Here is a 12,401-nt window from a genome sequence, read left to right on the forward strand (position 1 = left end):
TTATATATAGCGATAAAGACACTTGAAGGCGAAGGTTCAGTCATTTTATTAACAAAATTTTCCAAGGACTATGAAAAAACTTTTACTAAGTCGGTTTTACCTGGTCTTGCTCTTGCTAGCATCAGCTGCAATGCTTCAGCAGGGACTTCTAGCCCAGGGTGTTACAACATCGTCGCTTACCGGTTCGGTAACCGATGTTTCCGGTGAGCCATTGATCGGCGCCAATATTGTCGCCATCCATTTGCCCTCCGGTACAACCTATGGTACCGTTACTGACCTTGACGGATCATTTACCATCCCGAATATGCGTGTTGGTGGTCCGTACAAGATTACAACGACGTATACCGGTTTCGGTGATAACGTAACAGAGGGGATTATGCTTCGTCTGGGTGAAGCCCAGAAAATGGATATTGTCCTCGAAGATCAACCCATTGAGTTGATGGGCATTGAAGTCGTGTCCTCCCGGGGCGCAACCGGGCAAAATGCAGGAGCGTCCACTCAAATCACTTCAGCAGAGCTGGATGCATTACCAACCCTGAACCGGGATCTGAATGACTTCACCCGGTTGACACCACAAGCCAGTACTTCAGTCAGTGGTATTTCATTTGCCGGCGTTAACAACCGGTACAATGCTATTTATATTGACGGTGCTGTCAACAACGACGTATTCGGTTTGGCAGCTTCGGGTACCAATGGTGGTCAAACCGGTATCTCGCCAATCAGCGTGGACGTGATTGATCAGATCCAGGTGGTTCTTTCTCCATATGACGTAACCCTGGGAGGGTTTGCCGGTGGTGGTATCAATGCGGTTACCAAGTCCGGAACGAATACCTTTTCAGGAACGGCTTACTTCTTCAACAAAAACCAGGATCTGGCCGGTAAGACGCCAGGTAAACTGATTGATCGCATTGGTGGCGATCGCACAAAACTGGCTACATTCTCTGAAAAACTGTATGGCGCTTCTTTGGGAGGTCCTATCAAGAAGGACAAAATTTTCTTCTTTGCCAATGTGGAGATTCAGAAAGATGAAACGCCTTCTCCGTTTGATTTTGGTACTTACCGGGGCGATTCCGATGCCAGTGGACTGAATGAGCTCACCTCATTTTTAAAAAATACCTACAACTATGACCCGGGAGATTACGGAAGCAAACTGGATCAGCTCGACGGATTAAAATTGTTCGGTAAGCTGGACTTTAACCTGAGCGACAAGCACAAACTGACCGTACGTCATCAGTATACCAAAGCGATCCAAACAGACCAGACCGGTAGCAGCAGTACCACACTGAACTATTCGAATGATGGTATTTATTTCCCGAGTACCACCAACTCGTTTGCTGCCGAATTAAACTCACGGTTCAGCAACAAAATGTCCAATAACCTGATCCTGGGTTTCACCAGTGTATTGGATGACCGTGATCCGATTGGCGGTGATTTCCCATTCGTACGTATTCAGGACGGAGCAGGTGCCATCCAGTTTGGTAGTGAAGAATTTTCTACTGCCAATGAGCTGGATCAGAAGATCATCACCCTCACTGATAACTTGAAATTGTATCGTGGCGACCATACTTTCACCATCGGTACACACAATGAGTTCTACCACATTTACAACACGTTTATTCCACAGAACTATGGATCGTACGATTACGCCAATGTAAAGGACTTCCTGGATAATGCCACACCAACCGATTACGACCGCTCGTATTCATTGGTTGACGGTATTACCGGTGATGGAACAGCAGCAGCTGCAGACTTTAATGCCATGCAACTGGGTATTTACGGTCAGGACGAGTGGTCCATAACCAATAAATTTACGCTTACTGCTGGTCTGCGTATCGATGTGCCATTCATTACTTCTGATCCCAAGATCGACCCTTCATTTAACACCACCACCTTGCCGGCATTGCAGGCAAAGTACGACATTGCAAATGACATCGAAGGAGGTAAAGCTCCGGATGGTCAGATCATGTTTTCTCCAAGAGTCGGGTTTAGTTATGATATGAATCGTGACAACAGGTCCGTCCTGCGTGGTGGATTGGGGATATTTACCTCAAGAATACCTTTTGTTTGGCCGGGAGCTATGTTCAACAACAACGGCCTTACCCTGGGGTATGTCGGTTCTGCGCCGAACGGGTTTATTGCCAATGTTAACGAACAATACACCAATCCCCAGTTCACAATACCATCCGGTCAGGTGGATCTGTTTACCAAGAACTTCAAATATCCACAGGTATTCCGTGCCAACCTGGCATTTGATAAAGCGCTGTTGAGTGGCTGGAGATTCTCCATCGAAGGAATTTTCACCAAAACACTAAACAACGTGGTGTATACCAATGTCAACTCGGATCCTACCGTTAGTCTGAACTGGGCAGGGAAAGATAACCGTCCGGTATACACCAGGAAAAGCATTGACCCGACCTACAGCGCCATCTACGTGGGTAGCAATACCCATGAAGGCTACACCTATAATTTCTCCGGTATGGTCAGTAAGCAATGGCAGTCCGGACTGAACTTCATGCTGGCTTACACCTATGGTGACGCTACGGCTGTCAATGAAGGTACCTCTTCACAAAACTCCTCTCAGTGGCGTGGACAGGTAAGTATCGATGGAAGAAACTTGCCTGTGCTGGGCCGTTCGGATTATAGCCTGGGATCCCGTCTTATCAGCGCACTTTCTTATAAAGTGGACTGGGTGGAAAGCGGAGCATTTGCAACCACCGTATCACTTTTTTACGAAGGACAATCCGGTATTCCATTTTCTTACGTGATTGGCGCCAGAAATGGTCAGAACCCGAATAACGAGACGGGAAGTACCAGTAGAAACCGTTCATTGCCATACATCCCATCCACCCAAGGTGATATCGTTTTGGTAGAAAAGAATGGTTTGACACCGGCTCAACAATGGGAGTTGTTGAATGCATTCATCTCCGATGATCCGAGCCTGGATGCCAGCCGCGGCGGTTACGCCGATAAGAATGGTTCAAGAGCACCTTTTACCAGTCAATGGGATTTGGCAATTCGTCAGGACCTGGGTACTGTATTTGGAGCAGATCTGCACCGGATTCAACTATCATTGGATATTGAAAACGTAGCTAATCTGATCAATAAGAACTGGGGTACCATCTACAATGTAGTTGGTGATTTCAATAACTCAGAACTCTTCCAGTACGAAGGTTTGGATGGGAATACGCCTACTTTCAGCTTTACCAACGATCGTACAGGATTGGAGAAATACGACATCAGCAGCTTTGCATCTCGTTGGAGAATGCGGGTTGGTGTTCGTTACATCTTCAACTAATGAAGTGAACATCCTACTTCAGGATAGAAAATGCCACGCTGCAAAGCGTGGCATTTTTTTTAATCCAGGATGGATTTTACAGAAGAAGGGGCGTTCAAGCTTGAATTCTTGTCAAAAGCAAAAAAGTATCCCATAAGGCTGCCAGATTTTGAATAAGGATTTCACAGTTATCCAGCTTTACTACTCGATTAATCGTTTGATCAATTAAGTCATAATCCTGTTATAAAAGAGGTACTTGTAATCATAATGGATTTATTTCCATTGAAGTTTATAGAATGGTGTATACCCTAATGTTATTTTGTCCGTTCTTAGAACACATAAGTAGAACTACAAATATGAATTCAATTATGTAGCTGATTCGTCGGATGATATGGAGGATATCCTCACCCAAATCATTTAACTTGTAAACTCGATATGGAAGAACAACCGCATACTGACAACTCATCATCCTTAAGCATCGGTCTGGCGCTTTCCGGAGGGGGGGCCCGGGGAATCCTCCACATTGGTGTTTTTAAGGCATTGGCTGAACTGGGAATACAACCGGATTATATTTCAGGAACCAGTGCAGGTTCCATTGCTGGAACTTTGTTGGCACAGGGCTATGCACCCGAAGACATGATGGCATTTATTGAGGAAACTTCACTCTATAGTTTATTTTCATTGAAGATGCCTTCGCTGGGTCTGACCGATCTGTCCAACCTTCGTAAGAAACTCAAACAATACATCCCTCACAACGACATTGCTGCTTTGGGTATTCCCACGTATGTCGCCGTCAGCAACCTCAATAACGGTATGATAGAATACCGGAATTCGGGTCCTTTGGATCAGATTGTTGCTGCTTCCTGCACCATTCCATTATTGTTTAAGCCCATCCAGATGGACGGATCCATGTACGTTGACGGAGGATTGCTGGCCAATGCGCCGGTTGCGCCATTGCATCAGCATTGTGACCTCATCATCACCGTAAACCTGGTTCCCCTGGTTGCTATCGAAACCAAAGAAATGAGCGGAATGGTCAATTTACTGCAACGGTGTTTTGACCTGGCAGCATTAAACAACATCAAACCGCAACTGAACTACAGCGACATCATCATCGAACCGCGTGAGTTACATGAGTACAGCCGTTTTAACCTGAAAAAAGCCAGGGACCTGTTTGATTTAGGGTACCAGGCAACCATGCAGGTCGCCGAGGAGATCTCAACCAAAATTCAGTGGAAGTTAAAACAGAAAGTAGACGAATCATTGGTTTCAAAAATCAATGAAACAGCTTCAGGCAGTTCTCTTGTCAGTTGAGATAGACCTCCATTTCTTCTACTTCGCGCAATCGGACGTCAATGTCTTCCATAAATGTGGTGGCCAGACTTAACCCAACATAGTCCACTTTTACAGGAAAAGACTTGTGTTTGCGATCCACCAGGACGGCAACCTCTACTTTTTTGGGCAGAATATCCATCAATGGCCTGAAAGCATAATAAATGGTCCTGCCTGTATTGGCAACATCATCCACAACCAGAAGAACCTTGCCTTTGAGCTGCTCAATGGGCGCGCCGACTTCGATGGGGTGGTTCAGTGGCGTAGCAGGGCTCAGCTTGAGGGGTATCACCTTTAGAGGAATTTGTGTGATGCGCTGGAGGGCCGCTTTCAATAGTTTTGCAAAATACAGTCCGTTGTTGTTGATGCCCAGCATGATCAGTTCTTCCTCATCGTAATTGTTCTCCAGGATCTCGTAAGCCAGCCGCTTAATTTTTTGTTTTATTTGAGCTTCGTTGAGGATTTTCATACCTTTATTTCTAGCCTAAAAATACAGGATATTCCATTGGGCATGACCATACAAGCTATAATTTTTACCCTTATAACGTTTTCCGTTTTCTTTCTGGCCTTTCGCCGTTATCGCCGTATTGTACAAATCATCCGGTTGGGTAAATCACAATCGATAGACGATAATCCAGGGCAACGCTGGCGCAATGTGCTCCTCATAGCATTTGGCCAGAAAAAGATGTTCAAGCGCTGGCTCCCGGCTATTTTCCATGCCTTCATTTACACAGCATTCCTGTTGACCCAGATCGAGTTGATCGAAATGTTGGTCGATGGCGTCTCCGGGAAACACCGGATCTTTGCAGGTAAAATAGGAGTGCTCTACCCTCTGGTCATTAACCTGATCGAAATCCTTTCCGTGTTGGCTTTCATAGCCACTCTGGTCTTTTTGGCCCGCCGTAACATCGTGAAAGTCAAACGCTTCTGGAAGCCGGAGATGAAAGGATGGCCATCCCTTGATGCCAACCTGATCCTGTTGGGAGAGATATTACTCATTCTGGGCATCATGACCATGAATGGTGCGGACCAGGTGTTGCAACAGGTCGAACCAGACCATTATCACATGACCGGAAAACTGATGATGTCATCATGGCTGATATCGCCTTTGTTTGAAGGTTTGTCAACGTCAACATTGATCTTTTTAGAGCGCACCGGCTGGTGGCTGCACATCCTGGTGGTGTATGGATTTCTGCTCTACCTGCCTTATTCCAAACATTTGCACATCCTGCTGGCTTTCCCGAATACTTATTATGCACGGTTACAGCCCCGTGGCAAAATGACCAATATACCTGAGATAACCCGTGAACTGCAGACGATGCTGGGCCTGGCTCCTGAGGAAGCAGCCGAAGCACCCGTCGAAATTCCGGAATTTGGTGCAGCTGATATCACCCAGCTTAGCTGGAAAAACTTGCTCGATGCCTATACCTGCACGGAATGTGGCCGCTGCACCAGCGTGTGCCCGGCTAACCTCACCGGTAAAAAATTATCTCCACGCAAAGTTATCATGGATGTTCGGGACCGGGCAGAAGCAGTCTATACAAATATTGAATCAGGTGATGTAAAATACCTCAATACCGAAGCTAAAGACCAATCATTATCGAAGTTAAATTATACCGACGGAGAAAACCTTTTCCAGCGAATTTCTGATGAGGAATTATGGGCATGTACTACCTGTAATGCCTGTGTGGAAGCATGTCCGGTGTTGATTGATCCGCTTGACATCATATTGCAATTACGACGCTACAAGATCTTAAATGAATCAAGCGGTCCTCCAGATTGGCTGCCGATGTTCAACAGCCTGGAGAGTTCAGGAAGTGTTTGGCAGGTTAATGGAGATCGGGAAGCCTGGTATAAAGAATCGTAAATGTCATGCAAATGGAAGTCCGGACAGTCCAGCAATTAATAGCGAATGGAGAAAAACCCGAGTATTTATTTTGGGTGGGCTGTGCCGGTAATTTTGATGCCCGGGCACAAAAGGTCGTACGGGCTTTTGCCACAATCATGAATCAAATCGGGGTCACTTTCGCAGTTCTGGGTAATGAGGAGTCCTGCACGGGAGACCCGGCCCGCCGTGCCGGCAATGAATTTCTGTTTCAAATGCAGGCACTGCAAAATATCCAAACGCTCCAGGCTTACGAGATCACCCGCATCATTACGACCTGTCCACATTGTTTCAATACCTTAAAAAACGAATACCCCGATTTCGGTGGAGTCTTCGAAGTTTATCATCATACGGAGATGCTGAACCAATGGATACGGGAGGGTAAACTTAAAATTGAACCCGGAGGAGCCACAACAAGAACTACTTACCACGATTCTTGTTACTTGGGCAGGGTAAACGGTATTTATGCCGTCCCTAGAGAGGTGTTGTCCGCCTTGCAGGTTGAGCTGATTGAAATGGAACAGTCAGCTTCAAGGGGATTGTGTTGCGGTGCAGGAGGAGGACAGATGTTTAAAGAAGATGAACCCGGCCAAAAGCGCATCAATGTGGCTCGTGCCGAACAGGTACTGGAAACCGGAGTACAAACGGTCGCTGCCAATTGTCCCTTTTGCATCACGATGTTACAGGATGGTTTGAAGGCAAAAGACAAGCAGGATGAGGTGATGGTCCTGGACCTTGCCGAATTGATTATTCAAAAGAATAAGTGGTAAATCATACAATGTTGAGAACATGATATCAGAAACCAAGTCATTATCCACGATAAAAGAACAATTGGATACCCTGCCTGCATGGGAAGGTATGAGTCCGGACACCCGGATTTGGATCTATGCTTCAAATCGTCCGTTCACACCTGAGGAGGAAGAACAGGTAACACCTCATCTGGAAGCATTTGCCCGTCAATGGGCCAGCCACAACGTCCAACTGCACGCCTGGGGCGGAATCCTTTTCAACCAGTTTGTCGTGCTGGCCGTGGACGAATCCAGGCAGGATGCCAGTGGTTGCTCCATCGATACCTCAGTACGCTATCTGAGATCCCTGGAAAGCGCTCTGGGAATTGACTTGTTTGATCGCTGGAATTTCCATTTTATGGAAGATGACGCCGTAAAAACATTGCCAAAAGAAGAATTTGCCGCAGCCTTCCGCAGTGGTCGTATCCAGGATGATACGCTGGTATTTGATCATCTGGTCAATACGCTTGGTAAGCTGAAAGAATCATGGATCAAACCTTTTGGGCAAAGCTGGCATCGCCGTTTCGTTTGATGAGTGGCCGTGCCAGAAAAAGAAAGAAGGCTAAAAACCATTGGTTTCGTCCGTAAAAGATCCTCCTTTCGTCAAAAAAGTTACCCTCACTGCGATGTTACCGGTTAATTTAAGGTTGTTATAGGTAAAGACTACTGAAGTATGTTTGGAAAAGTCAAACGCTTACTGGGTATCGAAGGGGTCAAGATAGACCTGGACATACCTGCGGAAATACCCGCTAATGCACCATCCGTCATCGGAAAGATCCAATTGTACACCATTCAGCCCCAGACGGTAACAGAGATACACATTAAATGTGTGGAGAAATATTCACGTGGGCGGCGCAAAGCCAAATTGATCGATGAATACAATATGGGTGAGATCATCCTCCGGGAACGCATTGAAGTACCCAAAGACGAATTGCTGGAAGTGGAATTTGAATTGCCCGTCCGTTGGATGAAATCAAGGATGGATCAGATTGAAGAAAACAACTTTCTGTTGCGGGGTATGGTGAAGGCAGCAAAGACCCTGCGGGGAGCTAAATCCACCTACCGTGTGCTGGCAGAAGCGAAGGTAGCCGGAACAGCCCTGCATCCGTTCGCTGAAAGAGCCTTTGCAGTAAAATCGTAGGCTCAGTTTATCGGATTTAATGGATTATGTACGGATCGCCATCTGACGCGAAATATCCCGGCATGATTTTCACCAAGGCAGTGCCATGCGAGAAAGACTGCTCAGTGGAATCGTATTCCGCTCTCGGAATTATTGCTTTTCCGTATCCAGCTCCTGAAGGATTTCATCGTCGGATTTACCAAGATTTTTCAACAGAAATTTCGCATCATCAGCAAGTTCATCCTTCGGAAACTTGGCAATGAATTGTTCATAGAGTTGACGTGCTACGTCCACCTCTTTGAGTTCATTGTCGTAGGTAAATGCCTCCAGGAAAAGAGCCTGGCCCGCGCGAGGATCGTTAGGGTATTTGGTATAGATCCAATCGTAGAGGGAGATGGCTTTGCGGAAGGTCCGGATGGAGCGTGCTGTTTGCCCCGCCTGATGCAGATAGTCTACAGCATCTTTTGCGGTTGGGTTAGCAAGTACGTATGCTTCACAGCCATCCACGAAAGCGGTGGCAACATCCACGCTGTATTCATTAAGTGAATCGTTGAACATGCTGGTGCTAAGCCGGTCAAGGCGAGATTTAATATCCGGGTCCTGAGGATTGATTTGGGTTTTTAATTCTTGCAGGGAGGAGCTGTTGGGAAAAGCTTGCAGGCTGGCCAGACAGAGCGACGCTGCTGCTTCATGGTTTTTCATTTCCAGCAACATCCGGGTCAGTTGCGCGAGACGGGATTCCCGGTCGTCGTCCGGGTATTCCTTGATCAGGGTATTCAACAACCCTGAAGCCTGGGCTGCATTGGACTGTTCAAGGGAGATGGCAATCGCATCATTAAATAATTCATTGATGCGGGTGGCATCGGTTGGGTTCTTCTCTGCATACTCAATAACGGCGTTAACCACTTTCGAACCATTGATGGAATTTTTATTCGCATCGTAGGCTGATTTATAGGTTTCGATCGCTTTAAGTTGTTCCTGATCGACTTTATTTTGTTCCGATTGGCAACTGAAGATCAGTAAGCATGTCAGAAACAAGGCTGTTAATGCACGCATAGGAGTTCATTTCAAAACATCAAAGGTAATTATTTTACGAATTTAAGTAAGGTGAAATCCGAAGCTATCCCACCCGCACGACCAAGCCTTTCAGATAATGTCCTTCGGGATGATAAATATTGATGGGATGATCTGCGCCCTGACTGAGGTTAAATAATATTTGCATGGGACGGCCTACTTCCATGGCTGCGGAGATGACAGTGTGATGAAACAATTCGCGATCGATGACCTGGGAGCAGGAGAAGGTGAATAATAAGCCGTTTGGCCTAACCTTGTGCATGGCAGCTGCATTCAGTCGTTTGTAGGCCTGAACTGCATTGTGCTTCTTTTGTAAGGATTTGGCAAATGCAGGCGGATCAATGACCACAATATCCCAGCTGCGGTCCTCCTCCTGCAGAAATTCGAAGACATTTGCCGAGACACCCTGATGGCGCTGGAATCCGTTAAGTTGGGCATTATCTTCAGCCCACAGGATGGCTTTTTCTGACTGATCTACCGAGATGACCTCACTAGCTCCCTTGGCCAGAGCATACATCGAGAAACCACCACTGTAACTGAACGCATTTAACACCGTACAACCAGAGGCAAAATCACCCAATAGCTTCCGGTTGTCCCGCTGATCGATAAAGAACCCTGTCTTTTGCCCCTGTTCCCAATCAACATTGAAAGCTATCCCGTTTTCAAATAATTGATCTTTGATTGATCCATCCCCCACTACGTAGCCATTTTCTATGGTTTGCCGGTATTGTGTCGGCAGCGTATCCTGGCTTTTATCGAAGACCTGGTTTATCCCTTCAATTTGAATTAGCGCATGACAGATCAAATTCAGGTCCTGGTGCATGCCTATACTGTGGCATTGTACGACGGCCGTATTGCCATACACGTCAACGATCAATCCGGGCAACTGATCACCTTCACCATGGATCAGCCGGTATATATTGGAGTCGGTCCGGATCAGGTTTAACCGTTTTCGCATTGCATAGGCTTCTGCAAGGCGCTGATCGTACAGGATTTGTCTATCGCTTACCGGTCCGAAATCAAGAATGCGAACGGCAATGCTGTGATTCTGGTAATGCCCGGTAGCCAGCACAATATCGTTCCGGTTGACGACCTCGACCCAGGCCCCATCTTCCACCTGGTGGTGTAAATCGAGGGCTCCCGAGAAAATCCAGGGATGTCGCATGGATAGGATACTTTCTTTGTTTTTCTTTAGCCGGATCCGTATCATGATGGTTATTCTTGAGTCTGCACCAGAATGCGATGGTTACCGACCTGGACGACATCACCTGGCCGTACCTTTTTACGTTTTTCGTGAACCGGCATATTATTGACGGACACCTCACCATCCAGGATCAGCATATTGGCCATCCCGCCGCTATCCACAACATCCATGAGCTTGAGGAGCTTGTTCAGTTCGATATAGGGTTGATCCTGTAATTGTATGGTCAATTCTATCACTGGTGTGACTGCATTTTTCGGGGTCGAAGTTAAGAAAGCTTTTTGGAGTCGCGGCGCGTTTGGTAGGTATACCAGTCACCATGCTGGATGACTGGTGCATCCCGAAGTTTTTTCAGATGGTAACTCATGACTAAAATCCTGCCGTGCCAGCAGCTGACCTCGTAAACTTCTCGGCGATACTCATCTCCCTCGTAGTCATCGAGAAACTGTAACAGGGGGCCTGACGACGGGGGTAAACGGAAGCATTGGCCGTAGATCCATGATGCTTTTTCATTAGAGAAGATAGCACCTGGATAATTCCCAAGATCCAGGAGCTTCCCATGGATTAATCCCTGCCCGATGTAAACACATTCTGCCCTAATCCGCTGCGCTGCTTCATTTGTGTACTCGAGACGCAAGGTGCCGTAGACGAAAAGTGTTTCTGGTATCAATGCTTCAAGGCTTCTTGGTATCAATGCATCAGGGCTTCTTGGCTTAACAGCGTCCCTTTCAATGCTAAATAATATCTCCCACTAAATACACAAATTAAATGGGCTATACATGGTTCGCCATTCGCATTTGAAATCCTGATATTAATACAACTGCGAACCTGGCCAAGGAATCATCTCAATCAGAATTGAGAATTTATGGATGTCCTTATGACATCCCTTTACCACCTTTAAAGGTAATGACTTCCCAACCTGTAACATCATAACCACAAAATCCTAAACCTCGAAAACCATATATCCATAACACCCCAAAACCTTATAACACCCCAAAACCACATAACCCTTCGAAAAAACGTAAAAACGAAAACACCCCAACTCGATATTAAACACGTTATAATTTTTTCTTATATTTCCTGCCCTGAAACTTATTGAAATGCGCAATTACTTTACGGAATTCATTGGGACGTTCTTTCTGGTATTGGTGGTGGTGATGACCGGCAATGGTGGGCAGACCCAATGGATGCCTCTGGCGGTAGGTTCTGCCTACGCGGTGCTGATCTATGCGGGTTTTGCACAGTCCGGTGCGCATTACAATCCGGCGGTGACACTGGCTCATTATTTCCAGGGCAAATTTGAGCTTTCGGAAGTGTTGCCCTATGTGGCAGCTCAGATCGTTGGTGCTTTTTTGGCGACATTACTGGCCACCCCTTTGCTGGCGGAGCTCAACGTCGAGCAAGTGGCGATCCGTTCGGTGCCGATGATCCCATCACTGATTGCCGAGTTTCTCGGCACTTTCCTGCTGTTATGGGTACTGTTCCAGGTGACCATCTACCAACAGGAACGCATTCAGTCCTTTTATGGGTTTGCGATCGGTTTTGCCTACCTGACAGGCATATTTGCATTTCAACGCATCAGCGGCGCTGCCTTCAATCCCGCCATCGCCATTGGCATGATGACCGCGGGTATGCTAAGCTGGTCCGACCTGTGGATATTCCTGATTGCCAACCTGGCTGCCGCCGGCGTGATCGGCTATGGCTGGAAATGGCTGCATGGGTAGGGA

At 46.7% G+C, this 12,401-nt stretch carries 12 protein-coding genes; 7 read left to right on the forward strand and 5 right to left on the reverse strand.

The features are described 5' to 3' along the window. Positions 1 to 70 precede the first annotated feature (70 nt). Both H6570_05665 and H6570_05670 read left to right on the forward strand, forming a co-directional pair. The gene (locus tag H6570_05665) at positions 71 to 3,295 is read left to right on the forward strand and encodes a TonB-dependent receptor (GenBank protein ID MCB9318748.1); all 3,225 of its coding nucleotides are present in this window, start codon (positions 71 to 73) and stop codon (positions 3,293 to 3,295) included. 414 nt (positions 3,296 to 3,709) lie between these two features. Then, complete coding sequence (locus tag H6570_05670) at positions 3,710 to 4,588, forward strand: patatin-like phospholipase family protein (protein MCB9318749.1); 879 nt, start codon at positions 3,710 to 3,712, stop codon at positions 4,586 to 4,588. Here H6570_05670 and H6570_05675 read toward each other — a convergent pair. After that, complete coding sequence (locus tag H6570_05675) at positions 4,581 to 5,075, reverse strand: phosphoribosyltransferase (GenBank protein ID MCB9318750.1); 495 nt, start codon at positions 5,073 to 5,075, stop codon at positions 4,581 to 4,583. The two genes, H6570_05670 and H6570_05675, sit on opposite strands and share 8 nt — an antisense overlap. Positions 5,076 to 5,117: 42 nt before the next feature. Between H6570_05675 and H6570_05680 the strand changes: the two genes are divergently transcribed. The 4 genes from H6570_05680 to H6570_05695 all read left to right on the forward strand — a co-directional run bounded on the left by H6570_05680 (position 5,118) and on the right by H6570_05695 (position 8,420). Further along, positions 5,118 to 6,473, forward strand: a complete 1,356-nt coding sequence (locus H6570_05680) for a (Fe-S)-binding protein (GenBank protein MCB9318751.1) — start codon at positions 5,118 to 5,120, stop codon at positions 6,471 to 6,473. An 11-nt stretch (positions 6,474 to 6,484) separates the two neighbouring features. After that, positions 6,485 to 7,261: a (Fe-S)-binding protein gene (locus H6570_05685; protein ID MCB9318752.1), complete on the forward strand. Its 777-nt coding sequence runs from the start codon at positions 6,485 to 6,487 to the stop codon at positions 7,259 to 7,261. 19 nt (positions 7,262 to 7,280) lie between these two features. Continuing rightward, positions 7,281 to 7,811 carry a hypothetical protein gene (locus tag H6570_05690; GenBank protein MCB9318753.1) on the forward strand — a complete coding sequence of 177 codons (531 nt, stop codon included), beginning with the start codon at positions 7,281 to 7,283 and terminating at the stop codon, positions 7,809 to 7,811. Positions 7,812 to 7,952: 141 nt separating this feature from the next. Next, the gene (locus H6570_05695; GenBank protein MCB9318754.1) at positions 7,953 to 8,420 is read left to right on the forward strand and encodes a hypothetical protein; all 468 of its coding nucleotides are present in this window, start codon (positions 7,953 to 7,955) and stop codon (positions 8,418 to 8,420) included. 129 nt (positions 8,421 to 8,549) lie between these two features. Here H6570_05695 and H6570_05700 read toward each other — a convergent pair whose 3' ends face one another. The 4 genes from H6570_05700 to H6570_05715 all read right to left on the reverse strand — a co-directional run bounded on the left by H6570_05700 (position 8,550) and on the right by H6570_05715 (position 11,368). Continuing rightward, positions 8,550 to 9,455: a tetratricopeptide repeat protein gene (locus tag H6570_05700; GenBank protein ID MCB9318755.1), complete on the reverse strand. Its 906-nt coding sequence runs from the start codon at positions 9,453 to 9,455 to the stop codon at positions 8,550 to 8,552. 64 nt (positions 9,456 to 9,519) lie between these two features. Continuing rightward, complete coding sequence (locus H6570_05705) at positions 9,520 to 10,683, reverse strand: class I SAM-dependent rRNA methyltransferase (protein MCB9318756.1); 1,164 nt, start codon at positions 10,681 to 10,683, stop codon at positions 9,520 to 9,522. Positions 10,684 to 10,688: 5 nt separating this feature from the next. Beyond that, positions 10,689 to 10,910 carry an RNA-binding S4 domain-containing protein gene (locus tag H6570_05710; GenBank protein ID MCB9318757.1) on the reverse strand — a complete coding sequence of 74 codons (222 nt, stop codon included), beginning with the start codon at positions 10,908 to 10,910 and terminating at the stop codon, positions 10,689 to 10,691. Positions 10,911 to 10,942: 32 nt separating this feature from the next. Further along, the gene (locus H6570_05715) at positions 10,943 to 11,368 is read right to left on the reverse strand and encodes a gamma-glutamylcyclotransferase (GenBank protein ID MCB9318758.1); all 426 of its coding nucleotides are present in this window, start codon (positions 11,366 to 11,368) and stop codon (positions 10,943 to 10,945) included. A gap of 406 nt (positions 11,369 to 11,774) precedes the next feature. On the opposite strand from H6570_05715, the gene H6570_05720 reads away from it, so the two are divergent. Further along, on the forward strand, positions 11,775 to 12,398 hold the full coding sequence (locus tag H6570_05720; protein ID MCB9318759.1) for an aquaporin: 624 nt from the start codon (positions 11,775 to 11,777) through the stop codon (positions 12,396 to 12,398). The last annotated feature ends 3 nt before the right edge of the window (positions 12,399 to 12,401 follow it).

This window comes from Lewinellaceae bacterium (assembly GCA_020636135.1).
GTDB lineage: Bacteria > Bacteroidota > Bacteroidia > Chitinophagales > Saprospiraceae > JAGQXC01.

Excerpts from the sequence above, each read along its gene's own strand:
- H6570_05670 (MCB9318749.1), top strand. The coding sequence starts at position 3,710 with ATGGAAGAACAACCGCATACTGACAACTCATCATCCTTAAGCATCGGT.
- H6570_05665 (MCB9318748.1), top strand. The coding sequence starts at position 71 with ATGAAAAAACTTTTACTAAGTCGGTTTTACCTGGTCTTGCTCTTGCTA.
- H6570_05700 (MCB9318755.1), bottom strand. The coding sequence starts at position 9,455 with ATGCGTGCATTAACAGCCTTGTTTCTGACATGCTTACTGATCTTCAGT.
- H6570_05695 (MCB9318754.1), top strand. The coding sequence starts at position 7,953 with ATGTTTGGAAAAGTCAAACGCTTACTGGGTATCGAAGGGGTCAAGATA.
- H6570_05690 (MCB9318753.1), top strand. The coding sequence starts at position 7,281 with ATGATATCAGAAACCAAGTCATTATCCACGATAAAAGAACAATTGGAT.
- H6570_05680 (MCB9318751.1), top strand. The coding sequence starts at position 5,118 with ATGACCATACAAGCTATAATTTTTACCCTTATAACGTTTTCCGTTTTC.
- H6570_05720 (MCB9318759.1), top strand. The coding sequence starts at position 11,775 with ATGCGCAATTACTTTACGGAATTCATTGGGACGTTCTTTCTGGTATTG.
- H6570_05685 (MCB9318752.1), top strand. The coding sequence starts at position 6,485 with ATGGAAGTCCGGACAGTCCAGCAATTAATAGCGAATGGAGAAAAACCC.
- H6570_05705 (MCB9318756.1), bottom strand. The coding sequence starts at position 10,683 with ATGATACGGATCCGGCTAAAGAAAAACAAAGAAAGTATCCTATCCATG.
- H6570_05675 (MCB9318750.1), bottom strand. The coding sequence starts at position 5,075 with ATGAAAATCCTCAACGAAGCTCAAATAAAACAAAAAATTAAGCGGCTG.